Raw genomic sequence first — 25,323 nt, 5'->3', positions numbered from 1 at the left:
TCCTTTCGTATCAAAAGCTTCCCCTGAATTTTATCATAAAACGAGTGCGGCGGCGGGATCGGACTACCAGTTGGTGCATTTTAGCGTAAAATCAGCTATACTTAGACGGAAAGACTGATAGAGGATGTGAAGTAGGGTGGCACAGCTTTTTTTTCGGTACGGTGCAATGAACAGTGGGAAAACCATTGAAATTTTAAAGGTGGCCCATAACTACGAAGAAGAAGGAAAACAGGTCATCATCATGACGAGCAGTGTTGATGATCGGGCAGGTCAGGGAGTAATTGCGAGCCGGATCGGACTAAAGCGAAGGGCGGAAATTATTTATCCGGAGACAAACGTTTTTGAACACGTTAAGGCGGTTCCCGGAAAGGTTTCGTGTGTACTGATTGACGAAGCAGAGTTTCTTCAGCGACACCATATCATGGAACTTACCCAGATTGTTGATGAGCTAGGGATTCCGGTAATGACGTTTGGGTTGAAAAATGATTTTCGGAATGAGTTGTTCGAAGGGACTAAGTATCTTCTCTTGTATGCCGATAAAATTGAGGAAATGAAGACGATTTGCTGGTTCTGTGAACGGAAGGCCACGATGAACCTTCGGGTTAATGAAGGGCATCCCGTTTACGATGGCGAACAGATTCAAATTGGGGGTAACGAAGCGTATTATCCGGTTTGTCGGGAACACTACTTTCATCCGAACGAGGAATTAATCCACCAGAACGTAAAGGAGGATTACGATTAATATGGATAAGTTATTTGACCGGTTACAAATGTTAGCTGACCGGTATGAAGAATTGGGCGGATTGTTGTCAGATCCGGACGTCATTGCTGACACCAAGCGGTTTACGAAGTTGTCCAAGGAGATGGCTGACCTAAAGGAAACCGTTGAAAAGTATGACCGTTATAAGAAGGTTGTTCAGCAGATCAAGGATGATGAGGAAATGCTTGATGCGGGCATGGATGATGAAATGACGGCCATGGTTAAGGAAGAACTCGCGGCCTCTAAGGAGGAGAAGGAGCAGCTCGAAGATGAAATTAAGATTCTGTTGATTCCCAAGGACCCTAACGATGATAAAAACATCATTATGGAAATTCGGGGTGCCGCCGGGGGAGACGAAGCGAGTCTCTTTGCTGCTGATCTTTTTTCGATGTACAGCAAGTACGCTGAGCGGCAGGGATGGAAGTTCCAGGTAATTGATAAGAATCAGACTGAAGTCGGGGGCTTCAAGGAAGTTGCAGTTTTGATTAGTGGGAACCAGGTATATTCAAAGTTAAAGTACGAGAGTGGGGCCCACCGGGTACAACGGGTACCGGTAACCGAATCAGCTGGCCGGGTACATACCTCAACAGCGACGGTGGTAGTTATGCCTGAAGAAGAGGACGTTGAGATTGAAATTGACCCAAAGGATATTCGGGTTGACGTTTACCGGTCGTCCGGAGCTGGTGGACAGCACATTAATAAGACGTCGTCTGCGGTACGAATGACCCATTTACCAACGGGAATTGTTGTTGCAATGCAAGATGAGCGTTCCCAACAACAAAACCGGGCGAAGGCGATGCAGATTTTAAAAGCGCGGGTGTACGACTATTACGCAACGAAGGAACAAAATGAGTACGACGAAAACCGGAAGTCAGCGGTTGGAACCGGAGACCGGTCAGAGCGAATCCGGACGTATAATTACCCCCAAAATCGGGTTACGGATCACCGAATTGGGTTGTCCTTAAATAAGTTGGATCGGATTATGAACGGAGAACTTGAAGAGATTATTGATGCCCTTGTTCTTTACGACCAAACCAAAGCGCTGGAAGAGCTCCAAAATGATTAGCCAGCCGACGTATTTTGAAGCCCAACAGTGGGCTTTTTCTTATGTTGCAGCCCATGGTGGTTACCGGGAAGATGCAACGTGGTTATTGCGTGCCCCTCATGAGTGGGATGCGACCGCGTTGCTCGTTCATTTGCAAGAGCCCATGCCGGTTACAGAGTGGCACCGGTACCAAGTCAACGTTCAACGGGTATGTACCGGTTGGCCGCCCCAGCAGCTGGTCGGGAAAGCACCGTTTTTTGGACGGTGGTTTACCGTGACGGAAGATACGTTGATTCCCCGGGTGGAAACGGGTGATTTGGTTGAGTGGCTCCTTGCAGATTATCCGGGGAGTGCGCCCAAGCAAGTTGTTGACATTGGGACCGGGAGCGGCAACATTGGAATCACGCTGAAGTTAGCTCATCCAGAGTGGCAGGTAACGTTAACGGATATTTCACCGTGGGCTGCACGGGTGGCGCGCCTCAATGCCCGTCAGTTAGGGGCAGTTGTTAGCGTAACAGTTGGAGACTTAACCGCGCCGTTAACCGGACAATATGACGTGCTTGTTATGAACCCGCCATATATTGCGATGACGGAGCAATCCCAGATGGATATAAGCGTGCGTAAGCATGAGCCTGTCAGGGCACTTTTTGCCCCGGAAAACGGGTTAGCAGTGTACCGCCGGTTAGCAAAAGAAGTGTTTCGGATTTTATCCCCCCACGGGCGGATATACCTTGAGATCGGCTGGCATCAGGGGGAAGCTGTTCGCCAACTCTTTGAAGGGCAGTTTCCAGCTGCGCAGGTAACAGTCCGTCAGGATGAAGCGGGCCATGACCGTATGGTGCGAGTATGTTTATAGTGAAAATGAGGACTATGGTGAAAGGAAGCGGTAATAATGATGATTACGCGGATTTATCAGCCAGACGAATACGAAGCTGCGGCAAAGGAGATTCAGCTTGGCGAATTGATCGCTTTTCCAACGGAGACGGTCTATGGCCTTGGTGCGGATGCCACTAATGAGCAGGCGGCCAAGCGGGTATACCTGGCAAAGGGCCGCCCGTCTGACAACCCGTTGATTGTGACGGTTAGTTCACAGGCGATGATGGAGCGCTTTACCGGACCGGTGGATAAGCGGGCCCAACGGTTAATCGACCATTTCTGGCCAGGTTCGCTGACGTTAATCTTTAACGTTGCTCCGGGAAAACTATCCAAGACGGTGACGGGGGGGCTGACTACGGCGGCATTCCGGTGTCCTGCCAACGAAACAACGCGGAAGATGATTGCGGCGGCTGATACGCCAATCGTTGGACCATCAGCCAACACTTCTGGAAAACCAAGCCCAACAACAGCCCAACATGTTTATCACGATATGAATGGTCGGATTGCGGGAATTATTGATGACGGACCGACAAAGGTGGGTGTTGAATCAACCATCCTTGATCTTAGTAAGGGGCAGCCGACAATTCTTCGTCCTGGAGCGGTTACGCCAGAAGAAATTGAGGGCGTCCTTGGTTGTCCGGTATTAGCTGATAATCATCACGTCGGGAAAACTGAAATTCCCAAGGCACCTGGGATGAAGTACAAGCATTATGCGCCAGCCGCTCAGGTACTAATTGTCGCTACTGATGAGTGGCCGGAGGCACTTCGATGGGCTGACCGGCAGGAAAAAAAGGTTGGCGTAATGGCGTCAGCGGTGCTGAAAAAACAGACGTCCCACCCGTTCTTTGATATAGGGGCGGATGTCGCAACGGCTAGTCGCAGGCTCTTTGCTGGATTACGGTATTTTGATAGCAACGTACCTGTTGATTACATCCTTGCTCCCGCATACCCTGAAGAAGGGCTAGGAATGGCGTACATGAACCGGTTGCGAAAAGCAGCAGGAGACCAGTTCTTCCACGGTTAGTATGGTATGATTATGATGATTAAGCCGGTACCGTGATGCCGGGATAGGAGCGTGACAGCATGAAAAACTTTACGGTGGTTAGTCACCCGTTGGTTCAGCATAAATTGACGATTATTCGGGATAAGGATTGTAGCACAAATCAATTTCGGCAATGCGTGACGGAAATCGCCCAGCTGATGACGTATGAAGCAACCCGGGATTTTCCCTTGGAGGATGTTACGGTAACGACGCCAATGGGAACGGCAACGGAAAAGAAGCTTGGCGGGAAGAAGCCTGTCGTGGTTCCAATTTTACGAGCCGGAATGGGGATGCTGGATGGAGTGTTGGATATGCTTCCGTCTGCTAGGGTAGGATTCATCGGAATGCAACGGGACGAAGAAACCCTGGTTCCGGAAGAGTATTATGCTAAATTTCCCCATAAACTTAGTGACAGACAGGTAATCATCATCGACCCGATGTTAGCAACGGGGGGCTCTGCCATGATGGCAGTCGAGGCGCTCAAGCAACGGGGGGCAAAACGAATTAAGTTCCTAAGCATCGTGGCGGCTCCTGAGGGGGTTGATAAACTGATGGCTGCTCATCCTGACATTGAGCTGTATGCAGCAGCCCTTGATGACCGTCTTAATGAAATTGGGTACATTGTTCCGGGGTTAGGTGATGCGGGTGACCGGTTATACGGAACAGTCGATGTGAATTAGGGTAATAATTTCCGGATTTGGACGGGGAATCGGCTGAATCCGGTTTTTTGGTATGCGGTTTATTATTCGCTGTTTTGGGAATAACGCTGCCTTATCGGGGTGTTGTTAGGACAGGATTGTTCGGTATTGGCCTAAGAAATTTCCAAATTAACTTTGTGAAATTGAGGTGTAAGTGGTATGATTCTACATGTATTCACGGGATTTTTGCCCCTGAATTCTCTTATGGTTCGACCTTATTGTTTAACCGTATGATTTTATTTGAAAAGAGGTGAGACTTGTGGATGAATCGTTTCAAATTGTGAAACTTTTTGGGATTCCCTTCAACGTAAGTAACATCATCTCTGGGACCCTAGTGGCATTTGTTTTTCTTGCCCTTGTTTTTTGGTTTTCCCGTGACTTGAAGCTTAAGCCGACGGGACGGCAAAATATGCTGGAATGGCTAATTGATTTCACAAACGGGATCATCAAAGGAGTTCTTCCCGATGAAGAAGGTAAGAAGTACCGGCTGTTCGCTTTCGTACTTTTTGCATTTATCTTCATCGCTAACCAGGCAGGGCTGATCTTCCAATTTGATATTGCAAAGCACGGACAGGACTTTAACTTCTTCCGGAGTCCGACGGCATCAGCAACAACAACACTGACGTTGGCGTTGATGGTGCTGGTTCTGTCCCATGCTGCAGGGGTACAGAAATTTGGCTTTAAGGGTTACGTTAAGAATACGTACTTAAAGCCGTTCTTTTTCCTATTTCCGATTAACCTGCTGGAACAATTCACCAATTTCATGACGCTAGCACTCCGTTTATTCGGTAACATTTACGCCGGGGAAGTACTGTTGGAGGTTATTGGAGGTCTTGTTAAGGCAGGACCGGTTGGTTTTGTTTCATCAATTCCGCTTGAAATGATTTGGCAAGCATTCTCGGTCTTTATTGGAGCGATCCAGGCATATGTCTTTGTCACACTGACAATGGTGTATATTTCACAAAAGGTCGAAGAAGAGTAGTGAAGTTGGAAGCAACTTCGTGAGAGGTACATTAAGGAGGAATTTTATTATGGCTTCTAGTATTATTACAGGTTTAGCTTTACTTGGTGCAGGGCTCGCCGCAGGGTTGGCTTCTGTTGGTACTGGTGTTGGTAATGGGCTCGTTATTTCGAAGATGCTCGAAGGGATGTCACGGCAGCCAGAATTAACTGGTCAGTTACGGACAAACATGTTCATTGGTGTTGGGCTGATTGAAGCTGTGCCGATTATTTCAATCGTTATTGCCTTCATGTTACTTGCTAAGTAGTTCCTTATATCAGCTGCGTAAATATAGTAATAAGGAGGTGCTAAGCGATGAATTCGATGCTTTTAAGCGCAACGTCTGGTGTTCAATGGGGCGATTTCCTCTACTACCTGATTTTGTTCATTGTCATGGCATTAGTTGTTAAGCATTTTGCTTGGGGACCAGTGACTAAGATGATGGATAAACGGGCTGAGAAGATTGCTAGTGACATTGACTCTGCAGAAAAGTCCCGGCAGAAAGCCGAACAGCTTGCTGCTCAACGCGAAGAGGCGCTGAAGAATTCACACGTTGAGGCTTCCCAAATTGTTGACCGGGCGAAGAAGAACGGCGAACAACAGAAGGCTGACATCGTTGATGCCGCCCACAAAGAAGTCGCAACGCTGAAGGCAAACGCAAAGAAGGACATTGAGCAGGAACGGCAAGAAGCCATTGACGGTGTGCGGAATGATGTTGCTGAATTGTCCATTGAGATTGCTTCGAAGGTTATCAAGAAAGAACTTTCTGCTGATGACCAGAAGGCCTTAGTTGACTCTTACATTGAAGGGTTGGGGAAGCAAAATGTCACAAAGTAATGCAACGATCGCCCGGCGTTATGGAACGGCGTTGTTTGAACTTGCGCAGGAAAAGCAAGTACTTGAAGATGTGCAGGTTGAGTTAACAACGCTTAACCAGGCGTTTAACGAAGAATCACAATTTATGTTGTTCATGACCAGTCCTCAGATTACAGAGAAGGCTAAGCAGGCCATGTTAACAGCGATAACTGCCGACCTGTCACCGGTAACGAAAAACCTGGTAACTATGCTGTATGATTACCGGCGATTAGTTAACTTTGATGGGATTGTCAGTGAATTTAACAGATTAAATGATGAGTACCATAGGACGGTCCGAGCAACCGTAACGACCGCCATTGAGTTGGATGATGAGCAGAAGGACAAGCTTGCCTCTTCATTTGCTAATGTTGTAGGTGCAAATAAGGTTGTGGTTGACACGGTTGTTGACGAGTCGATCATTGGTGGGGTAATTCTCCATTCAAATAGTTACATCTATGACGGTTCAATCAAGTCCAAGATTGAGCACATCAAGCGTCTGTTATTAAAATGATTTAAAGAGGTGAGACTTTTATGAGCATTAAAGCTGAGGAAATCAGTGCTCTGATCAAACAGCAATTAGCAAATTACCAAGATGAACTTACTGTTGAAGAAGTCGGTACCGTAACGTATGTTGGGGACGGAATTGCCCGGGCAAACGGGTTAGATAACGCCTTATCAGGTGAACTGTTAGAGTTTGCTGACGGTACCTACGGAATGGCACAGAACCTGGAACAATCTGATGTCGGAATCGTTATCCTGGGGGACTACAAGGGAATCCGGGAAGGCGATACCGTTAAGCGGACTGGCCGGATTATGGAAGTACCAGTTGGTGAAGAATTAATTGGTCGGGTTGTCAACCCTCTTGGGCAGCCGGTTGATGGTTTAGGTGAAATCAAAACGACGAAGACACGGCCAATTGAGCATAAGGCTCCTGGCGTTATGGAACGGCAATCTGTTTTTGAACCTCTTCAGACCGGGTTAAAGGCGATTGACTCCCTGGTTCCAATTGGCCGGGGACAGCGTGAGTTAGTGATTGGTGACCGGAAGACCGGGAAAACGTCCGTTGCTATTGATACAATTATTAACCAGAAAGATCAGGATATGATTTGTATCTACGTTGCTATCGGGCAGAAGGATTCGACCGTGCGTGCTCAAGTTGAAACGCTGCGGAAGTTCGGCGCAATGGATTACACCATCGTTGTAACTGCTGGACCGTCATCACCAGCGCCGATGCTGTGGTTAGCACCATATGCTGGGGCAGCAATGGGCGAAGAGTTTATGTTTAACGGTAAGCACGTCTTAATTGTTTACGATGACCTTTCAAAGCAGGCCGACGCTTACCGTGAACTGTCACTTATTTTACGGCGGCCGCCTGGACGTGAAGCATATCCAGGGGACGTTTTCTACCTGCATTCCCGGCTGCTTGAACGGGCTGCCAAGCTAAGCGATGATCTTGGCGGTGGCTCGATGACAGCTCTTCCGTTCATTGAAACGAAGGCTGGCGATGTTTCGGCCTACATTCCAACGAACGTGATCTCAATTACTGATGGTCAGATCTTCCTTGACAGTGACAACTTTTACTCAGGAATTCGGCCGGCGATTGATGCCGGAACGTCTGTTTCTCGTGTTGGGGGCGCTGCCCAGATTAAGGCAATGAAGAAGGTTGCCGGAACTCTTCGGTTGGATCTTGCTTCATTCCACGAACTAGAGTCGTTCGCTCAGTTCGGTTCAGATTTGGATGCGGCAACGCAGGCTAAGTTGAACCGTGGGCAACGGACGGTTGAGGTATTAAAGCAGCCGCTTCACAAGCCGCTTCCAGTCGAGAAACAGGTGTTGATTCTGTACGCCCTGACGCATGGGTTCCTAGACACCATCGCGGTTGCTGATATTTTAAGATACCAGAATGAAATGTTTGCTTTCTTTGATAGTAACCACAAGGATTTGTTAGATGTCATCGCTAAGACGGGTGACTTACCGGATACTAATAAGCTTGATGCTGCAATCAAGGAATTTACTGAAACATTTCAGCCAAGCGATAAGGGTAGCAAATAAGAAGGGTGGTGACATAAATGGCTGGTTCACTGCAAGCAGTTAAGCGGAAGATTGCTTCAACTAAGAAGACGAAGCAAATTACCAGTGCAATGCAGATGGTTTCAACGTCCAAGTTGAACCAGATTCAACACCACACAACGAGTTACCGTGAATATGCCGATAAAGTACGGAGTGTGATTACCCACCTTGCTAAGTCCCACTTACTTGCTGCTGCTGCGGCTGGTTCTGAGGATGCGCCTGCTGAAAGGAAGAGCGGCCTTGGAATGCTGATCCAGCGGCCTGTCCATAAAATTGGGATTATGGTAATCACCTCGGACCGAGGGCTGGTTGGAAGCTATAATAGTAATATCATTAAGCAGACAATGGAAGTTATCCAGAAGGGAAAGCACACCAAGGATGACGTTGTGATTCTTGCAATTGGCGGAACCGGTGCGGATTTCTTTAAGAAACGGGGATTCACCGTGGAATACGAGTACCGGGGTGTTAGTGACGTGCCGACGTTTCGGGAAGTGCGGCCAATCGTGCGGGAAATTATTCAGCGGTATGACGAGGCTGAGTACGACGAATTATACGTTTGTTACAGCCACTTCGTCAACACGTTAACGTCTGTTTTCCGGGCAGAGAAGATGCTCCCGATTTCAGCAGAAAATTTGGGGCATGACGATCTCACGGATAAGAAAACAGCGGATACAGATACAATCAGTAGCCTGTACGAGACCGAACCGTCAGAAGAAGCAATTCTCGAGGCCGTTCTTCCGCAGTATGCGGAAAGTCTGGTTTATGGTTCGATTCTTGACGCCAAGACTTCCGAACACGCCTCAAGTTCAACCGCAATGCGGTCGGCTTCGGATAACGCGAGTGATATTATTGCCAATTTGGAATTACAGTATAACCGGGCTCGGCAAAGTGCCATCACGACGGAAATCACGGAAATTACGGGTGCACAAGCTGCCTTAGAATAAGAAAACAGGAGGAATAACGAATGAGTACTGGAACAGTCGTTCAAGTTATCGGTCCTGTTGTTGATGTTCAGTTTCCATTAAATGAAGCATTACCAGAAATTGACAACGCCTTAAAGGTTAAGCGTGAAGATGGTAGCGAATTAGTTATCGAAGTTGCCCTCGAATTGGGTGACGGAATCATGCGGACAATCGCCATGGACGGAACGGACGGTTTGAAGCGTGGCGCGCAGGTTGTTGATACGGGGGCTTCAATTAGCGTTCCTGTTGGAAAGGAAACGCTCGGACGGGTATTTAACGTCCTTGGGGAAACCATTGATAACGGTCCAGAGTTTGGTGAAGATGCACAGCGGAATCCAATCCACCGGAATGCACCTGACTATGATCAATTGAGTACGGGAACTGAAATTCTCGAAACGGGGATTAAGGTTATTGACCTCTTAGCACCATACGTTAAGGGGGGAAAGATTGGTCTGTTCGGTGGTGCCGGTGTTGGTAAAACCGTGCTGATTCAGGAATTAATCCATAACATTGCTCAGGAACACGATGGAATTTCGGTATTTACTGGTGTTGGTGAACGGACCCGTGAAGGGAACGACCTGTACTACGAAATGAAGGAATCCGGTGTTCTCGAGAAGACAGCCATGGTTTTTGGGCAAATGAACGAGCCGCCTGGAGCCCGGATGCGGGTTGCGTTAACCGGGTTAACGATTGCTGAGTATTTCCGGGACGTTGAAGGTCAGGATGTGCTGTTGTTTATCGATAACATTTTCCGGTTCACGCAGGCTGGGTCAGAGGTGTCCGCCCTTCTTGGACGGATTCCGTCAGCCGTTGGGTACCAGCCAACACTAGCTACTGAAATGGGTCAGTTGCAGGAACGGATCACTTCTACGAAGAAGGGGTCAGTTACGTCAATTCAGGCCGTTTACGTGCCTGCTGATGACTATACCGACCCGGCTCCAGCAACGACGTTCGCCCACTTGGACGCAACGACGAACCTGGAGCGGTCATTAACGCAGATTGGGATTTACCCGGCCGTGGACCCGCTCGCATCAACTTCAAGTGCTCTTGCACCTGAAATTGTAGGTGAGGAACATTATCGGGTTGCCACGGAAGTTCAGCATATTCTCCAGCGGTACCGTGAGCTACAGGATATCATCTCGATTCTTGGGATGGATGAGTTGTCTGATGAAGAAAAGGTCATTGTTAACCGGGCCCGGCGGATTCAGTTCTTCTTATCACAGAACTTCCACGTAGCTGAACAGTTTACGGGGGTTCCAGGGTCCTATGTTCCTGTTGAAGAAACCGTTAAGGGCTTTGATGAAATCCTGAAGGGAAAGTACGATGACCTTCCGGAAGATGCGTTCTTATCAGTTGGTCGGATTGAGGAAGTTGTTGAAAAAGCAAAAAAGATGACTAACAATTAAGGAGGGAACGTCTAATGGCTGAACCTGTTTTAACTGTTAACGTCGTAACGCCGGATGGAACGGTCTACAATGACCAGTCCACATTGGTGATTTGCAAAACAACTGGTGGTGAAGTCGGGATTATGCCGAATCATATTCCGTTGCTTGCTTCACTTGCAATCGATGAAATTCGGGTGAAAAAAGGCGAGGATCAGTTTGATGAAATCGCAGTGAGTGGCGGTTTTTGTGAATTTTCTGATAACACCTTAACCGTCTTGGCATCGGCTGCGGAGCGCAAAGAGGATATCGATATCTCACGGGCTGAACAGGCCAAAAAGCGTGCTGAAGAAGCAATCGCTGCCGCAAAGCAGAAACATGATGATGCTGCAATGCGGCGGGCGGAGGTTTCTCTCCGGCGGGCAATTAACCGGTTGAACATTACAAAACATTAAGAAAATTGGTTACCTTCAATGAAGAGGCTAGGGACAATTGCCTGGTCTCTTTTTTGTTGTCTATTTTTTGTTATTTCTAAATAAATTGAGAATTAGAAATTACGATTCGTGGTTCGTACGATTTACTATTTGTGATTAGTCCTTTGGGGAAGAAGGTTATTAATTAACCTTATTAAAAAGATTAAAATTACGGGAACATTACATTCTGGTAACGGTTTTTATGCTATGATGAGAGCGAATTTATTTGCGGAGGAAGGCAATGAAACTATACGGTATAATGGCGCTTTTAACCTTAATAAGTCACTTTACGTTTATCGCAGTGACGTTTTATATGCTTCAGGGGTTACGGCTTGACCGTTTCTTTCCCTCTGAGCAGCAGTGGGCAGTACGGTTACTAGTTGTTCTAGGGGCGGTTGCACTGGGATTCACGTGTAGTCAGTTTTTCCTTAGCTTTATTACTAATGTCCGGAATCTTGGTTACTTGTTATAAGACGAATAAAATTAACTTGTGAAAGGATCATTTCAATGGAAAAGATTATTGTTCATGGCGGGCAGCGGCTACAAGGAACAGTTGCTATTGAAGGAGCAAAAAATGCGGTCTTACCGATTTTAGCGGCGGCAATTTTACCGACGGAGGGGCGCACCGTCTTGACAGACGTTCCGATTTTAGCGGATGTGTACACGATGAATAACGTTATTCGGTTTCTCAACGTTCAAGTTGGTTTTGAGGAGCGGGAAAATACGATTACCCTGGATGCAACGGGAAATTTATCGTACGAAGCACCGTTTAAGTACGTATCAAAGATGCGGGCGTCCGTCGTTGTTTTAGGACCGCTTCTTGCCCGGTTAGGTCGGGCTAAGGTGGCAATGCCCGGAGGATGCGCGATTGGTTCTCGGCCAGTTGATCTTCATTTGAAGGGATTGCGAGCACTTGGCGCAACAATCGAGCAACATGACGGTTACATTGAAGCGCAGGCAGACCACCTTAAGGGGGCCCGGATATACCTTGATTTTCCAAGTGTTGGGGCAACCCAAAATATTATGATGGCGGCGGTCTTAGCCGAAGGAACAACGGTAATCCAAAACGTTGCGCGGGAACCGGAAATCGTTGACCTAGCAAATGCCCTTAATAAAATGGGTGCGCGCGTTGTGGGGGCAGGAACGGATACCCTTAAAATTATTGGAGTGGACCACCTTCACGGAACAACATACCAGGTAATGCAAGACCGGATTGAAGCCGGGACTTTTATGACAGCGGCGGCAGTTACGCACGGAGACGTTTTGGTTAAAAATGCGGTAGCAGAACATAATAAACCGTTGATTTCAAAGTTACGGGAAATGGGCGCACAGGTAATGGTTAGCGCGGCGGGCATCCGGGTTGTCGGCCCCCAAGAACTCAAGCCTATTGAAGTAAAGACGTTGCCGCACCCGGGTTTTCCGACGGATATGCAACCGCAAATGACGGTGTTGCAACTCGCTGCTCGGGGGACGAGTGTGTTAACGGAAACGGTTTTTGAAAATCGCTTTATGCACTTGGAAGAACTTCGGCGAATGAACGCTAACTTCAAGGTGGAGGGAGATACCGTTGTGTTGTACGGACCGACTAAGTTTAGTGGGGCCGAGGTGGCTGCGACCGATTTACGGGCAGGAGCGGCGCTGGTAATTGCCGGCCTTGTCGCCGATGGAATTACGCAGGTTACACACTTGGAATACCTTGACCGGGGATATTATCATTTCCATCAGAAATTAGCGGCTCTTGGTGCTGAAATCAAACGGGTTGATGATATTATTCCGGAAAGTGTACGGGTAAAGGCTGAGTCAAAATAGAATAATGGTGAACAGGAAACGAGGATCGTTACGCGAGGGTTTACGGTCGTGGTTTCCTGTTTTTTGAAAAGATGAAATTAGAAAATCGCCGCGAATGAATCGGAGAAATACCTATGATTATGGTATAATCGGGAGGACATGGACGGTGAATTGTCCAATGACGAGGAGGTTAGTAGCATGACTGCTACACGGAGGTTTTTGTTTGGAAAGCGCACAGCGACAAAAAATATTGGTGTTGATTTAGGAACAGCAAATGTCCTAATTAATGTTCAGGGTGAAGGAATTGTCGTGAATGAGCCGGCGGTTGTTGCCGTTGCTGATGATAAGCATAAAGTTGTTGCGGTGGGAAATGAGGCGGCTGCCATGGTGGGACGGACACCCGAAAATATTCGCGCTGTTCGTCCATTAAAGGGCGGTGTCATTGCCGATTTTGATATGGCTGAGGCAATGTTAGCCCATTTTATTAAAAAGCTGAACGTGAAGGGCTTTTTAACGCGGCCCAACATTATGATTTGTTGCCCGACGGATACTACCGACGTTGAGCAAAAGGCGTTAATTCAGGCGGCGGAAAAATCCGGCGGTGGTCAGGTGTTTTTGGAGAAGGAGCCTAAGGCGGCCGCAATTGGTGCGGGGCTGGACATTTTTAAACCCCACGGCAGTATGATTATTGATATTGGTGGGGGGTCAAGCGACATTGCCGTGTTATCACTTGGCGGAATTGTGACGAGCGCATCACTCCGGAAGGCGGGGGATACGTTCAACGCTGATATTGCTGCATACGTTAAGCAACACGATAACCTCTTGATTGGTGAACGGTCAGCTGAGCAGGCTAAGGTTGAAATCGGAACGGTTATTAAGGATCACCGGGACGCTGAATTACAGGTTCGGGGGAGCGATACTGTTGACGGGATGCCCCGGACTATTACATTGACTTCTAACGATGTTGAGGATGCAATCCATGAGACGATGGCGGAAATTGTTGTGGCGGCAAAAAAGGTGATTGCCCACACCCCACCGGAACTTGTTGGAGATATTATTGAGTCAGGGGTTACTTTGACAGGCGGCGGGGCGCAGTTTGATGGGATTGCGGAGTTACTTGCGGATGAATTACGGGTTCCGGTAACCGTCGCGGAAACACCGTTAGATGATGTTGCGGTGGGGACAAGTAAGTTGCTTGCCAAGAAGACAGCGACCACCAAAAGCGAGTCTAGTTCTACGAAATGAAACGTTATTTTTTAGCGGGATTACGGTTTTACCAGCGTTACATTTCGCCTGCATTACCGCCGGCATGCCGGTATTATCCAACTTGTTCGACCTACATGATGAACGCAGTTGAACGGTTCGGTGTTATCCGTGGCGGATTAATGGGAATCGCGCGGTTACTTCGGTGTAATCCTTTTTGTCGTCCTGGTTATGATCCGGTTCCGGATCACTTTTCGCTTCATCGTAACCGGGATGCTCACCTGGATTTATCTGACCTAGACCAGTATATGGAGCAAATATCTGATAATGAGGAAAGTGAGGATTATAGTGGCACGCAAGGAAAAAAACATTGAAATTGTTGCGAACGAAAAGATGGATCATGGCACACTTTTAACGGAGTATGTTGTCGGAAAGGATGTTATTGGTCGGGTGTTGCCGGTTGATGGTGCGTTTCAAGCAGAGCTTCCTGACGGGCGGCAGTTTAAGTTACCGAGTGAAGATGAGGCGGTTAATGCCTTGATTCGGGAATACCATCTTCATAACTAGTGAAGGGAGCCGGTTAACGTGAAACAACAACAGTTACGGCGGGAAAACGAAGCCCGGGTTGATTGGGGGATCATTTTGTCCGTTCTCTTATTGGCGGTAATTGGAATGGCGGCCCTTTACGTGGCGGTTAAGCACGATACGAGTACGACAAGTGTCCTCCATGCATTGGTTTCTCAGGCGGTGTGGTACATTATTGGAGTCTTACTTGTAGTTATTGTGATGCGCTTTGATGCCGAACAGCTTTGGAAACTTGCACCCATTGCGTACGGAATTGGAATTACATTACTTGTTCTTTTGCTGGTCTTTTATAGTCGGGCGTATGCGCTTAAGACCGGGGCGAAGAGTTGGTTTGCTCTAGGACCGCTGACGTTTCAGCCATCGGAAGTGATGAAGCCGGCCTATATTCTAATGCTTGGGCGAGTAATTGCAAAGCATAACTCAGTTTATCCGCAGCATACGCTTGAGAGCGACTGGCGGTTAATCGGGAAGATGTTTTTGTGGACCCTACCGATTATCGTGTTACTGCATTTGCAAAATGATTTCGGGACGACGCTTGTTTTTGCCGCTATTTTCTTTGGAATGGTGCTTGTTTCGGGAATTAGCTGGCGTATCATTGCCCCGGTAGTTGCAATGGTCGCGGCCCTGGGAGTTACGGCAATTTTACTGGTAACTTATGGGCGGGGGATCCTCTTACATCTGGGATTCCAAAATTACCAGTTTCAACGGATAGATGCGTGGTTGCATCCGGCAGCCGGGTCAACCGGGAATAGTTATCAGTTATGGCAGAGTATGAAGGCGATTGGGTCCGGTCAGATTTTTGGGAAGGGCTTTGATGTTTCTACCGTCTACGTCCCTGTCCGGGAATCAGATATGATTTTCTCGGTAATCGGAGAGAACTTCGGTTTTATTGGCGGCTGTGTCCTGATCTTTATTTACTTGTTATTGATTTTCCAAATTTTACAGGTGACCTTTGATACAAAAAACGTGTTTTACGCCTATATTTCAACCGGGGTCGTAATGATGATTTTGTTCCACGTGTTTGAAAATATCGGGATGAGTATTGGCCTCCTTCCGTTAACTGGGATTCCGCTTCCATTTATTAGTCAGGGAGGGTCATCCCTAATTGGGAATATGCTAGGAATTGGAATGGTAATGTCAATGAGGTATCACTACAAGAGTTACATGTTTAGTGACCGGACAACGTTTGATTAATGGAATATAACGGCTGTGACAAGTGACACAGCCTTTTTTTGTCGAGGGAAGATAGTTGTTTCCCGTCGTTTTCGCATGGTAAAATGGGTTTTTAGAAAGAAAGGCTAAAACTAAATTTATAGGGGAAAATGCCATGACAAAAAAATTACACATTGCATTGCTATTTGGCGGGAATTCATCAGAGCACGACGTTTCAAAACGCTCTGCTCATAACATCTATGATGCGCTTGATCGGAATAAGTACGATGTGTCGGTTTTCATGTTTACCAAGGATGGTTTCTTACTCGGAAACGAAGACTCAATGAAAATTTTTAACGGAGCCGATGAAGAAACGGTGGTCGCAGAAGCAACGAAAGGCGTTGATTTTAGTAACCCGCTGGCAAACATTCAAAATCTGTCAGAAGTCCGTGATGTTGATGTTTTCTACCCGGTGATCCATGGAAATATGGGAGAAGATGGGACGGTTCAGGGCCTTTTTCGGCTACTGGATAAGCCGTGGATTGGGAGTGGAATTGCGTCGTCAGCCATTTCCTTTGATAAGGACCTTACCAAGCAGTTGCTAACCTATCACGGAATTCGCAACACGAAGTATGTGGTCATTACGCCAGAAAATAAGGATGAATTGACATATGCAAAGTGTAGTCAAAAACTTGGGCGAATGCTGTTTGTTAAGCCAGCCCGGCAGGGATCTTCTGTGGGGATTCATCGGGTGGATAATGAAACAGCCTTTAACGATGCGGTAGCAGATGCGCTCCAGTATGACTACAAGGTACTAATTGAAGAGTGTATTAAGAACCCCCGCGAAGTAGAATGCTCTGTCTTGGGAAACCAGCACCCGCAGGTTTCTAAGCTAGGAGCGGTCACTGTTCCAGAAGCCGACGAGTTCTATGATTATAACAATAAGTTTGTTGATGCTTCTGGGGTAACGTTTACCATGCCGGTTGACTTACCTGCTGACCTGGCAAAGGAAATTCAGAACATGGCGCTTCAGGCTTTTAAGGTGCTCGGGAACCGGGGAATGGCCCGGATGGACTTTCTGGTTGATGAGAACAACGTCCCGTACCTTGGTGAGCCAAATACATTGCCAGGATTTACGAATATTTCGCTATATCCACAGTTGTGGGAGGTTTCTGGGATTAAGTACAGTGCTTTAATTGACCGGCTAATTCAACTGGCCATTGATGAGTATAACGACAACGCGAAACTTCACTACGACTTCATTAAGTTGGGAGAGGAGCACGTTGGCAAGAAGATTTATAGGGAGTAAACTGGAGACAGTTAAGTAACGATGAGACAGTGGTTGTGAATAACACAATCACTGTTTTTGTAACTAGGCTGGGATGCGTGAGCGAACTAGTTTAAAGGAGTGCTAGTCAAGTGGATGAACGGCAAAAAACAATGTTGTTAAGAATTGTTCTGGGATGGGGAGCTTTCCCGGGACTATTGTTTTTAATGAAGCAAACAGGATGGGGGATTCTTTCGGTAATTATCGGCGCCCCCGTTATTACCGCCATGATATTGGCCCCCAATAGGCAGTTTTCTTTGCGAGCTTTTGGACGAATAATTAGCGCTTGGGTGTTACTTGCGTTGTGGCTTCTTCCGTTTGGGGGGATTCGGTTACTCCTAGCGTGGTGTGCACACCTTGTTTTATCCGGCCAGGTTGTTACCTGGGTGGTGCTTCACCGGCGGAATATCGGGTTTATGGGCGGAGTCCTTTATATTGGCTGGTGGTTGGGGATGGCTCGGTTGGTACCTGCGTTTTTTATCGGCGTTCATGGGGCCGTGCACCCGTTTAAAGCAGCCTGGCAGAATAGCCGGGGAAGGTATTGGCGGCAGCTGGGAATAATGGTAGGAAGCGGGATGTTTTTTGTTATTGCCAAGCAGGTTGTCTTTCAGGGAGCAGTGTTAGTCCACCAGTTATTTCCGGCAAACGTGGTGGTGGCAACGTTGCTCATGATTGGTGGGCAACTGCTCGTTTTGGGTTTGTTTTGGGCATGGATGTTCTGGCTTTTTGAGGTTAATGGGGGAACCCAGGTTTTCGCGACACTTAGACGTCAAACACGGTGGGGCGGTTGGTCATGGCTCGGGTTAATGCTCATGGTTGGCGGCTGGAGTGGAATTGGTCTGCAAACTGCCCGGATTCTTGATCAACCGCTTAGGTCACCCGTCAAGGTGATTGCGCATAAAGGGATGAGTGACGGGGCTGGGCGTCCTAATTCGATGCAGGCGTTAGTGACGACCAGCCAGCGAGTGCATCCGGCCTTGAGTGAGTGTGATGTTCAGGAGACCAGGGACCACCGGTTTGTCATAAACCATGATTCGACCGTTACTGTGTACGGAAAACGGGTTGCTATTCGTAGTCTTTCATTGGCTCAGGCCAAACGAATCAGGGTAACCGATGACGGGAAAACAAGTTATTTGAATGGTGCGGGGGCATACATTAAAGCGGCGCGAAAAGCTCATCAACCCCTTTTAATTGAGATTAAGCCGGCTCCCCACGCACAGGCAGTCGTCCGGTCGTTTCTTCGTGATTACCAGTCCGGGTTACCAGCCGGTTCTCAATTTCATTCGCTTGACGGTGCAATGATTACAACTTTGGCCAAACAGGCTCCCCACATTAAACGGGCGTTAATCTTGCCGTTTGTCTTATGTGGTTTTCCGCGGGGAAAAATCCAACAGTGTTCGCTGGATTATCATACCTTAACGCCGGTTGCATTGCGGATCTTACATGCACGGCACGTTGCGGTGTGGGGGTGGACGGTTAATCATCAACGGATTGCCATGCAGTTAATTGCTGAGGGATGCGACGGGGTGATTACTGATCGGCCTGAAATGGTGCGGCGGGTAATCCGTGATTTGCATTCGCCAGCGGTCCGGATTACAGCCCGGATGCAAGTGATGTTACAAGAATGCGATTAAATGGCGTAGTTATAAGGTAGGGGTGATGAAATGCCAAAGTGTACATGGGCAGGAATTAATGAACTGGTGCGGGAGTACCATGACCGTGAATGGGGGCGTCCCGTTCATAATGATGACCGGTTATTCGAAATGTTGAGCTTAGAAATTTTTCAAGCTGGGCTACGGTGGACGCTAATTTTACAGCGGCGTAATGCGTTACGGGAGGCGTTTGCGCGGTTTAGGATTACGGAAGTTGCCCAGTACGATGAAGAAATGATTAAGCGGTTAATTGCGGACGCCCGAATTATTCGAAATAAGCGAAAAATCACGGCAGTGGTGCAGAACGCGCGGGCAATCGTCACACTCCATGAAAATGACATGTCATTTGATGAATTTGTGTGGCAGCATAAGTCCCCGGTGGTTAATCATTGGCAAACAAGTGACGAGGTGCCACAAGCTCCGGCTGCCGCGAAAGCTTTGGCCCACCGGTTAAAACAGGCAGGGTTTATGTTTGTGGGACCAGTGGTTTGTTATTCGTTTATGCAGGCAGTAGGGATTGTGAATGATCATCTAATGGGTTGTCCTGCAAGGGATAAATATGATGGGAAGAAACGTGATTGATGAGGGGCACGTTTTTTGGCAATATTATTATTATGGTAGAATAGCACGCTTAATATTACTCATTTCATTCACATTATAATCTAATTTTGCTATAATCGGATCAAAATAGGATTCCTAGTAGGTTGTGGGGGAATGTTAATGAGTAACAAGTTACGGCTAGTAAATGATAATCGCGCCATTTATCTCGGTAGTCTTTTTATTTATAATTTGGCACGTGTCTTACCCCATGCAGTATTAACGGTGATTTTATTAAATAAAGGGATGACCGTTGCCAAAATCGCAATTATTCAGAGTTTCTTCATGTTGGCAGCAATTATTTTTGATTTACCTTCAGGATTTTTAACAGATTTATGGTCTGAGAAGCTTACGTATGAGGTATCTTTGATTCTAATTACGGTATCTTATATGCTCACAATGGTTTCATCTTCATTTATTGTACTGTGCTGCTCGTGGTTTATTTATGGGATAAGTTCAGCGACAATAAATGGGTCATTAGATGCCTATTTTATTAGGCGTGCAAATGGTGATAATGAACAAATTAAGCACGTAAACGTTTTAATTAATCATACAACGTTATATAGTGGATTGATTGGCGGGGGCGTTGGATCATTTATCTATCAGTTTATGAATATTAGGATGTATTGGCTTTCGTTAATTTTACTAGTCGTTGCGTTTGGACTAATTGTGGGTGGGTTTCATCCGCAGAGAAATGAAAACGATGGCCACAGCGTACGCCCGTCATGGCGGAACGTACTGAGTGATTTTAAAATGTTACTTGGACGTCGTCGGATTTTATGTGTGATTGGATTATGTAGCGTTTATCAAATCGTGGCACAGTTATTTTTTCAATTTTGGCAAATTAATTTTTTAAAGCAACACTTTTCAAAGGCGTATTTTGGGATTTTTTACGTTGTTTTTCAGGTAATTGCAATTATTAGTAATCATTGGTTTAGTCACTGTGATTTTAGTCAGGCCTTAACAAAGTTGGTTATTCTGTTGGGGGGAGGGTTTCTCTTAGCCATAATGGCTCCAAGTAAATATATTTTTTTACTTTTAGTTATTTGCTTTTTGTTTCCATTTAATATTTATAATAGCCAGCTAATGGTAAACATGCAGCAGGAGGTCACGGCGAATGTAATGTCATCAATGATGTCGCTAACGGAAACCTGTGCCAGCGGGATTTCAATTTTAACTTTGTGGATTGTCGGGTTACTTGACCAGCACCTTCCATTTTTACAGGTTGAAGGGGTATTGGTGTTTGTTTATATTATTAGTTCGTGTTGGTTGATTTGGCTTTATCAGGGAAAACGGTATCATTCATAGTAAAATAAAACGTCAGCGATATACGCCGACGTTTTATTGTTTATAAGTTGATTTTTAGTTAAAACGCACCTTTATTTGTAGCTTCCCGCTCCCGTTGGATTTTCCGTCGTTCCGCTTCCGTAGTGAAGTGGTTATTAGTATCCGTCCTTACAACGAGAACGTCACACGGTGCTGTCCGGGTAACGTGTTCTGTTACCGAACCAATTAAGAGCCGCTCAACTGCGTTTAACCCGGTTGCCCCGATAATAATCAGGTCAATACCTTCATCTTCCGGGAGCTCCTTAGCAATTACCGCTTTAGGGGCACCGTACTCAACGGAGTAGTCAACATTGCTAAAACCGTTCTTTTTAGCATCGTCAACGTACTCCTGCATGGTCTGTTTAGCGGTATCGGTCACCTGCTCGACCATTGCAGTATCGAAACTAGAGATGTTTTGAAATGCCCGTGTATCAACGACATGGACCAGGTGAATCCGGGCCCCATCGCCGTTCCGCTTGGCAACTGCGACCGCCTTCTTGAAGGCCAATTCTGCTTCGTACGATCCGTCAACGGGAACTAAAATATTCTTGTAGTTTTGTAACATTGGAATCACCCTTTCATCATCTTTACACCTTTATTCTACGTTATCAGTTCCAAAAATGAAAGGGTTTCACCACGTTAATCGATTTATTTTGTTGTATATGCCCAGCCAATAACGGAAAGACCCGTTACTCCGATGGCGTCCAGTACAAGCATAACGGCTACAAGTAACTTACTGGTGGTAAAAACGACTACTAGGGTGGCGCCCGCTAGGATAACCAACAGTAGTCCCCAAACCGTAAGGAGAATGCGAAGTCCATGGTTGTTTTCAGGGTGGAGAACAAGGAGTTGACGGTTACGGTGAGTAAGAACGTAACCTCCAAGAAGCAGGACGATGATTGCAAGGAGAATCAATAAGAATTTAACTATTCCGGTCAATGGTAATCCCCCATTCATTAAACGGTACGTAAATCAAGTAAAAAGAAGGGGGATTGCGTAAGCGCAATCCCCTAGTCCGGTAGTGCCGTTAATCGTCCACGTAGTTGAACCCGCGTCAACGCAGGATGAACCCATAATCTGCCTTCTGGCGTCCGGACAACCGGCTTGTCATCCGACCAGAGCTCCAGGTTCCATATGATAAAAGTGTTCGGTCAACCTTACATTAAAGGACAATGCGTACACCTCAGAAACAACGTAATGGTACCACGTTTAGCTCAAACAGACAACTACCGGGAATGACGCTTACGGGCTGCCTTGAGTCGCCGGAGTTGGGTAGCAAGAGCCTGTTCGTACCGTCCGTTTTCCTTGGGGTGGTAATATTCCCGGTTTTTCAGGGTAGCGGGGAGGTAGTCCTGTTTGACCCAGTCATGCGGGTAGTCGTGCGGATACTTATACGTTACCCCGCGTCCTAACTGATCAGCTCCTTGGTAGTGGCTATCACGGAGATGATCAGGGACAATGCCAGCATTGCCGGCATGAATATCTCTAAGCGCCGCGTCAATGGCGGTAATGCCGCTATTTGACTTGGGAGAAAGGGCGAGTTCAATAACCGCATCAGCGAGGGGAATCCGGGCTTCGGGAAGACCTACCTGTTCGGCGGCCTTAATTGCCGCAATGGTATGGGTTGCTGCTGCTGGATTTGCTAACCCAATGTCCTCGTATGCAATAACTGCAAGCCGGCGCTCAATGCTTGGAAGGTCGCCGGCGTCAACTAAGCGGGCAAGGTAGTGAATGGCAGCATCTGGGTCCGATCCCCGAATTGACTTTTGGAAGGCTGAAAGCACATCGTAATGTGCGTCACCGTCCTTATCGGCCACTAACCCCTTGTGTTGGAGACATTCTTGCATGATTGCGCGGGTTAGGTGAATGGTTCCATCAGGCGCGGGAGTAGTTGATTTAACTCCGAGTTCCAAGGCGTTAAGGACGCTGCGAAGGTCCCCATAGGTGGCCGTTATCAGGAGTTTTCTAGCGGTGGGATCAAGATTAATCTGATAGTTTCCGAGTCCGTTTTCCTTATCGGAGAGTGCCCGGTCAAGGGCCGTGGCAATATCGGCGGCGGTTAGGGGTTTAACCTCGAAAATTTGAACCCGGCTCCGGATAGCGGGGTTAATGGTAATATAGGGATTTTCCGTTGTTGCCCCAATGAGGATAATTTGACCGTTTTCGAGGTGTGGTAGTAAAAAATCCTGCTTGGGGTTAGTCAACCGGTGAATTTCGTCAAGCATTAAAATAACCGTCCCGCTCATTTTAGCCTCAGCGACGACTTGTTCGAGGGCCTTTTTTGAATCGGTTACGGCGTTAAGTTTCCGGAAAGCGTATTTTGTTGTTCCGGCCAAGGCGCTGGCAATGCTCGTTTTTCCCGTTCCCGGCGGGCCGTATAGAATCATTGATGAAAGCATCTTTGCCTTGACCATGCGGTTGAGGATTTTCCCGGGGCCGACAAGGTGCTGTTGCCCAACGATTTGATCGAGTGAAGTTGGCCGCATCCGGTACGCCAATGGTTTCATGGATTACTCCTCCAATCTAATTAGTTTCCCCTTAAGAATAGCACACATTCTTTCTTCGGTTTGCTGAGGGAGTAAATGGTATAATGGCTGCAATAATGATCCGGGAGGAATGGCACGTGGCGTTAGATGAAATTGGGAAGCAAATAGTTGATAACGGCCTGTTAATGGTTTTGAAAAACATACGGTGGCAGGTTCAACGGCACCTTGTTGTTTGCGATCGTGCGGGGAATCCGGTTAAAGAGAATCCGTTTGTTTCCGGGGAGACGCTTCGGGTGAACGGACCGAAATTAACGGCGATAACGTATCCAACAATTGGGATTGATGCCGGGATCACCGCTGTAAGACGCCAAACAGCACTGCTTCAACAGGAGTTAGCCCAGCAGAGATTATTGCTATTGCCAGATCAGAAAAAAAATAAAGGGGGGACCGTCCGGCTAATGCTTCCGGAAACCTTTTTAACGGAGCTATACGAACGGGGATTTCAGTCCATGGAATTGGATTACGGGGTGTTCCGGGACCAAATTTATATGAAACTTGCCCAGGGCCTTGCCCTTCACCGAGTTGTTTTATCCCAACAGTGGGGTCAGGAATCGGAGAACTGGCAACTTCCGGATTATCGTACGCCAGCGCGGTACGTTCAAAGTGCTGTTTCCGGGAAGATGCCGGTTATCTTACAGGGTGCTACGCAAAACCAAGGAATTAGTCTGTTGGAGTTACCAGGATGGAGGTTAACCTCCAAGTACCCGGAAATGATTGCACCGATGATGCTTCGTACCTTAGCGATGGTGACAGGATATGTTCTGCTTACTCCTGGAGTTCCGCCAGCCGAATGGGATAATGTTGCCTGTAAAGTGCAAGAAACTGCGGTTTCTCCGGCACAATGTATCCGGTTGTGGACAGCTATCGAACGGTTTGCGCTTAAGTACGGGCTAGTTGACTGGCAGGGGCTTTGTCGCCAACTGTTAGCGTCGGCAGCACCAGTAGCTGATGACGAGTGGTCTCCTAAAGTGGGCGCGCAGCTGCAGCAGCAGGCGGATGATTTGGCCGCGACGCTTGATAGCAATTCACAGTCATTGGCCGGAGCCGCTCTCCGGCAAGGGGTGGCTTGGCAAGTTGTTGATGCTTCCGCAGGTCTTTTACGGATAAACGGGCGGTTAGTGAAAAACGGGGTAACTACCCAAAAGAACCAGGCGGTTGGGGTTGCTTTGAGTTCGGATAAGGATGCCGTAAAGCGGCTGGTTGCCCGGCAAGCTGTTCCGGTTTTGAACGGATGGGTGGTTACTAACCGGCATGCTGCCCAAGAACTGTACCCGTATATCCAGGGGCGAGCGTTAACCGTTAAGGCTGCCCAAACAGCAGTGATGAACACTACTGTTTTCCGGTTAGCTCCCCGGCAAGATGAATTTATGACGGCCATAAACCGGATCCTGGTAACGGGACATGTGGCATACGTTGAAGAGGTTTTGCCTGGTTCGTGTTACCGGGCGTTGGTCATAAACGATCAAATTTGTAGTTTAGTTGAACGGATTCCTGCTAACGTAGTAGGGGATGGACACCGCACAATTCAGGAACTGGTAAGGGTTACTAATCAGCGATATCCTGATCGGGTTCCTTTGCATCTGGGGAAACTTGAGCGAGAAACTTTGATTCGGCAAGGATTGGGGCCAACAAGTGTTCCGTCCCGGGGAACGCAGGTCTTTCTCCGGTTTGATGCAACGAATGGGACGGGCTTTCAAACCCGCGAAGTTGGTTCTAGTGTGGATGAATCCTACCAGCGAATAATCGTTCAGACGCTAAATGCGGTGGGATTACATGATGGTGGGGTGGATGTGATTATCCCGAATATCTACCAGCCATACACGCAGAAACCGGGGCAGTTTGCTTTTTTAGGGATTCATTCAACGCCCCAGTACGGGATGCATGAACGGGTTCTTCTTCAGCCAACTCCCCAGGATATTGCGGGTAAAGTGTTAGCCATTTTATGTAAGTCAAAATCGTCGCGTTAAGCCGAAGGGAAAGCGTA

Annotated in this window: 27 protein-coding genes and 1 other RNA gene; 24 read left to right on the top strand and 4 right to left on the bottom strand. The window is 47.4% G+C overall.

Features of this window, described 5'->3' with window-relative positions; genetic code table 11:
* The first annotated feature begins 136 nt into the window (after positions 1–136).
* The 23 genes from ACI3EZ_RS02170 (at position 137) to ACI3EZ_RS02060 (ending at position 20,775) form a co-directional block, all read left to right on the top strand.
* Positions 137–742: a thymidine kinase gene (locus ACI3EZ_RS02170; protein WP_405025362.1), complete on the top strand. Its 606-nt coding sequence runs from the start codon at positions 137–139 to the stop codon at positions 740–742.
* Position 743: 1 nt separating this feature from the next.
* Positions 744–1,826 carry a peptide chain release factor 1 gene (prfA, locus tag ACI3EZ_RS02165; RefSeq protein WP_405023964.1) on the top strand — a complete coding sequence of 361 codons (1,083 nt, stop codon included), beginning with the start codon at positions 744–746 and terminating at the stop codon, positions 1,824–1,826.
* Positions 1,819–2,661: a peptide chain release factor N(5)-glutamine methyltransferase gene (gene prmC / locus ACI3EZ_RS02160; RefSeq protein WP_405025361.1), complete on the top strand. Its 843-nt coding sequence runs from the start codon at positions 1,819–1,821 to the stop codon at positions 2,659–2,661. Before prfA ends, prmC begins: the two co-directional genes overlap by 8 nt.
* Before the next feature lie 36 nt (positions 2,662–2,697).
* Entirely contained in the window at positions 2,698–3,705 is a 1,008-nt protein-coding gene (locus ACI3EZ_RS02155; RefSeq protein WP_405025360.1) for an L-threonylcarbamoyladenylate synthase, read from the top strand.
* A gap of 59 nt (positions 3,706–3,764) precedes the next feature.
* Positions 3,765–4,403, top strand: a complete 639-nt coding sequence (gene upp / locus ACI3EZ_RS02150; RefSeq protein ID WP_405023961.1) for a uracil phosphoribosyltransferase — start codon at positions 3,765–3,767, stop codon at positions 4,401–4,403.
* A gap of 277 nt (positions 4,404–4,680) precedes the next feature.
* The gene (gene atpB / locus ACI3EZ_RS02145) at positions 4,681–5,403 is read left to right on the top strand and encodes a F0F1 ATP synthase subunit A (RefSeq protein WP_405025359.1); all 723 of its coding nucleotides are present in this window, start codon (positions 4,681–4,683) and stop codon (positions 5,401–5,403) included.
* Positions 5,404–5,452: 49 nt separating this feature from the next.
* Positions 5,453–5,689, top strand: a complete 237-nt coding sequence (gene atpE / locus ACI3EZ_RS02140) for a F0F1 ATP synthase subunit C (protein WP_283581459.1) — start codon at positions 5,453–5,455, stop codon at positions 5,687–5,689.
* 47 nt (positions 5,690–5,736) lie between these two features.
* Positions 5,737–6,258: a F0F1 ATP synthase subunit B gene (atpF, locus tag ACI3EZ_RS02135; protein WP_405025358.1), complete on the top strand. Its 522-nt coding sequence runs from the start codon at positions 5,737–5,739 to the stop codon at positions 6,256–6,258.
* Positions 6,245–6,787 carry an ATP synthase F1 subunit delta gene (atpH, locus tag ACI3EZ_RS02130; RefSeq protein ID WP_405023958.1) on the top strand — a complete coding sequence of 181 codons (543 nt, stop codon included), beginning with the start codon at positions 6,245–6,247 and terminating at the stop codon, positions 6,785–6,787. Before atpF ends, atpH begins: the two co-directional genes overlap by 14 nt.
* 20 nt (positions 6,788–6,807) lie before the next feature.
* The gene (gene atpA / locus ACI3EZ_RS02125; RefSeq protein WP_405023957.1) at positions 6,808–8,328 is read left to right on the top strand and encodes a F0F1 ATP synthase subunit alpha; all 1,521 of its coding nucleotides are present in this window, start codon (positions 6,808–6,810) and stop codon (positions 8,326–8,328) included.
* Positions 8,329–8,345: 17 nt separating this feature from the next.
* Positions 8,346–9,290 carry a F0F1 ATP synthase subunit gamma gene (locus ACI3EZ_RS02120; RefSeq protein WP_405023956.1) on the top strand — a complete coding sequence of 315 codons (945 nt, stop codon included), beginning with the start codon at positions 8,346–8,348 and terminating at the stop codon, positions 9,288–9,290.
* Positions 9,291–9,310: 20 nt separating this feature from the next.
* Complete coding sequence (gene atpD / locus ACI3EZ_RS02115; RefSeq protein WP_405023955.1) at positions 9,311–10,714, top strand: F0F1 ATP synthase subunit beta; 1,404 nt, start codon at positions 9,311–9,313, stop codon at positions 10,712–10,714.
* A 14-nt stretch (positions 10,715–10,728) separates the two neighbouring features.
* On the top strand, positions 10,729–11,145 hold the full coding sequence (locus ACI3EZ_RS02110) for a F0F1 ATP synthase subunit epsilon (protein WP_405023954.1): 417 nt from the start codon (positions 10,729–10,731) through the stop codon (positions 11,143–11,145).
* Positions 11,146–11,404: 259 nt separating this feature from the next.
* Positions 11,405–11,635: a DUF1146 family protein gene (locus ACI3EZ_RS02105; protein ID WP_405023953.1), complete on the top strand. Its 231-nt coding sequence runs from the start codon at positions 11,405–11,407 to the stop codon at positions 11,633–11,635.
* Between the two features lie 35 nt (positions 11,636–11,670).
* Positions 11,671–12,972: a UDP-N-acetylglucosamine 1-carboxyvinyltransferase gene (murA, locus tag ACI3EZ_RS02100; RefSeq protein WP_405023952.1), complete on the top strand. Its 1,302-nt coding sequence runs from the start codon at positions 11,671–11,673 to the stop codon at positions 12,970–12,972.
* A gap of 177 nt (positions 12,973–13,149) precedes the next feature.
* Positions 13,150–14,196, top strand: coding sequence for a rod shape-determining protein (locus ACI3EZ_RS02095; protein ID WP_405023951.1), 1,047 nt, complete (start codon positions 13,150–13,152; stop codon positions 14,194–14,196).
* Positions 14,193–14,528: a membrane protein insertion efficiency factor YidD gene (gene yidD / locus ACI3EZ_RS02090; RefSeq protein WP_405025357.1), complete on the top strand. Its 336-nt coding sequence runs from the start codon at positions 14,193–14,195 to the stop codon at positions 14,526–14,528. Before ACI3EZ_RS02095 ends, yidD begins: the two co-directional genes overlap by 4 nt.
* On the top strand, positions 14,503–14,721 hold the full coding sequence (locus ACI3EZ_RS02085; protein WP_405023949.1) for a DUF2969 domain-containing protein: 219 nt from the start codon (positions 14,503–14,505) through the stop codon (positions 14,719–14,721). Before yidD ends, ACI3EZ_RS02085 begins: the two co-directional genes overlap by 26 nt.
* Before the next feature lie 18 nt (positions 14,722–14,739).
* The gene (locus ACI3EZ_RS02080; RefSeq protein WP_405023948.1) at positions 14,740–15,933 is read left to right on the top strand and encodes an FtsW/RodA/SpoVE family cell cycle protein; all 1,194 of its coding nucleotides are present in this window, start codon (positions 14,740–14,742) and stop codon (positions 15,931–15,933) included.
* Between the two features lie 133 nt (positions 15,934–16,066).
* Positions 16,067–17,200 (top strand): D-alanine--D-alanine ligase family protein, encoded by a 1,134-nt coding sequence (locus ACI3EZ_RS02075; RefSeq protein ID WP_405025356.1) that lies wholly within the window; start codon positions 16,067–16,069, stop codon positions 17,198–17,200.
* Positions 17,201–17,310: 110 nt separating this feature from the next.
* Positions 17,311–18,852, top strand: a complete 1,542-nt coding sequence (locus ACI3EZ_RS02070; protein ID WP_405025355.1) for a glycerophosphodiester phosphodiesterase family protein — start codon at positions 17,311–17,313, stop codon at positions 18,850–18,852.
* Between the two features lie 30 nt (positions 18,853–18,882).
* Positions 18,883–19,452, top strand: a complete 570-nt coding sequence (locus ACI3EZ_RS02065) for a DNA-3-methyladenine glycosylase I (RefSeq protein ID WP_405023945.1) — start codon at positions 18,883–18,885, stop codon at positions 19,450–19,452.
* A 138-nt stretch (positions 19,453–19,590) separates the two neighbouring features.
* Positions 19,591–20,775, top strand: a complete 1,185-nt coding sequence (locus tag ACI3EZ_RS02060) for an MFS transporter (RefSeq protein WP_405025354.1) — start codon at positions 19,591–19,593, stop codon at positions 20,773–20,775.
* Positions 20,776–20,833: 58 nt separating this feature from the next.
* Here ACI3EZ_RS02060 and ACI3EZ_RS02055 read toward each other — a convergent pair whose 3' ends face one another.
* The 4 genes from ACI3EZ_RS02055 to ACI3EZ_RS02040 form a co-directional block, all read right to left on the bottom strand.
* Positions 20,834–21,358 (bottom strand): universal stress protein, encoded by a 525-nt coding sequence (locus ACI3EZ_RS02055; RefSeq protein ID WP_405023943.1) that lies wholly within the window; start codon positions 21,356–21,358, stop codon positions 20,834–20,836.
* A gap of 83 nt (positions 21,359–21,441) precedes the next feature.
* On the bottom strand, positions 21,442–21,732 hold the full coding sequence (locus ACI3EZ_RS02050) for a hypothetical protein (RefSeq protein ID WP_405023942.1): 291 nt from the start codon (positions 21,730–21,732) through the stop codon (positions 21,442–21,444).
* A gap of 69 nt (positions 21,733–21,801) precedes the next feature.
* Positions 21,802–21,986: non-coding RNA, 6S RNA (gene ssrS / locus ACI3EZ_RS02045), on the bottom strand.
* Between the two features lie 33 nt (positions 21,987–22,019).
* On the bottom strand, positions 22,020–23,300 hold the full coding sequence (locus ACI3EZ_RS02040) for a replication-associated recombination protein A (protein ID WP_405025353.1): 1,281 nt from the start codon (positions 23,298–23,300) through the stop codon (positions 22,020–22,022).
* An 83-nt stretch (positions 23,301–23,383) separates the two neighbouring features.
* Between ACI3EZ_RS02040 and ACI3EZ_RS02035 the strand changes: the two genes are divergently transcribed.
* Entirely contained in the window at positions 23,384–25,306 is a 1,923-nt protein-coding gene (locus ACI3EZ_RS02035) for a hypothetical protein (RefSeq protein ID WP_405025352.1), read from the top strand.
* Positions 25,307–25,323 lie beyond the last annotated feature (17 nt).

The organism is Ligilactobacillus sp. LYQ60, assembly GCF_045033015.1.
In the GTDB taxonomy this organism is placed as follows: Bacteria; Bacillota; Bacilli; order Lactobacillales; family Lactobacillaceae; genus Ligilactobacillus.
Note: the sequence above shows the minus strand (reverse complement) of the source record. Positions and strands in the feature narration are given on the sequence as shown.

Coding starts and splice junctions, on each gene's coding strand:
- prfA (WP_405023964.1), top strand. CDS start 744: ATGGATAAGTTATTTGACCGGTTACAAATGTTAGCTGACCGGTATGAA.
- prmC (WP_405025361.1), top strand. CDS start 1,819: ATGATTAGCCAGCCGACGTATTTTGAAGCCCAACAGTGGGCTTTTTCT.
- ACI3EZ_RS02155 (WP_405025360.1), top strand. CDS start 2,698: ATGATGATTACGCGGATTTATCAGCCAGACGAATACGAAGCTGCGGCA.
- upp (WP_405023961.1), top strand. CDS start 3,765: ATGAAAAACTTTACGGTGGTTAGTCACCCGTTGGTTCAGCATAAATTG.
- atpE (WP_283581459.1), top strand. CDS start 5,453: ATGGCTTCTAGTATTATTACAGGTTTAGCTTTACTTGGTGCAGGGCTC.
- atpF (WP_405025358.1), top strand. CDS start 5,737: ATGAATTCGATGCTTTTAAGCGCAACGTCTGGTGTTCAATGGGGCGAT.
- atpH (WP_405023958.1), top strand. CDS start 6,245: ATGTCACAAAGTAATGCAACGATCGCCCGGCGTTATGGAACGGCGTTG.
- atpA (WP_405023957.1), top strand. CDS start 6,808: ATGAGCATTAAAGCTGAGGAAATCAGTGCTCTGATCAAACAGCAATTA.
- ACI3EZ_RS02120 (WP_405023956.1), top strand. CDS start 8,346: ATGGCTGGTTCACTGCAAGCAGTTAAGCGGAAGATTGCTTCAACTAAG.
- atpD (WP_405023955.1), top strand. CDS start 9,311: ATGAGTACTGGAACAGTCGTTCAAGTTATCGGTCCTGTTGTTGATGTT.
- ACI3EZ_RS02110 (WP_405023954.1), top strand. CDS start 10,729: ATGGCTGAACCTGTTTTAACTGTTAACGTCGTAACGCCGGATGGAACG.
- ACI3EZ_RS02105 (WP_405023953.1), top strand. CDS start 11,405: ATGAAACTATACGGTATAATGGCGCTTTTAACCTTAATAAGTCACTTT.
- murA (WP_405023952.1), top strand. CDS start 11,671: ATGGAAAAGATTATTGTTCATGGCGGGCAGCGGCTACAAGGAACAGTT.
- ACI3EZ_RS02095 (WP_405023951.1), top strand. CDS start 13,150: ATGACTGCTACACGGAGGTTTTTGTTTGGAAAGCGCACAGCGACAAAA.
- yidD (WP_405025357.1), top strand. CDS start 14,193: ATGAAACGTTATTTTTTAGCGGGATTACGGTTTTACCAGCGTTACATT.
- ACI3EZ_RS02075 (WP_405025356.1), top strand. CDS start 16,067: ATGACAAAAAAATTACACATTGCATTGCTATTTGGCGGGAATTCATCA.
- ACI3EZ_RS02065 (WP_405023945.1), top strand. CDS start 18,883: ATGCCAAAGTGTACATGGGCAGGAATTAATGAACTGGTGCGGGAGTAC.
- ACI3EZ_RS02060 (WP_405025354.1), top strand. CDS start 19,591: ATGAGTAACAAGTTACGGCTAGTAAATGATAATCGCGCCATTTATCTC.
- ACI3EZ_RS02055 (WP_405023943.1), bottom strand. CDS start 21,358: ATGTTACAAAACTACAAGAATATTTTAGTTCCCGTTGACGGATCGTAC.
- ACI3EZ_RS02040 (WP_405025353.1), bottom strand. CDS start 23,300: ATGAAACCATTGGCGTACCGGATGCGGCCAACTTCACTCGATCAAATC.
- ACI3EZ_RS02035 (WP_405025352.1), top strand. CDS start 23,384: ATGGCTGCAATAATGATCCGGGAGGAATGGCACGTGGCGTTAGATGAA.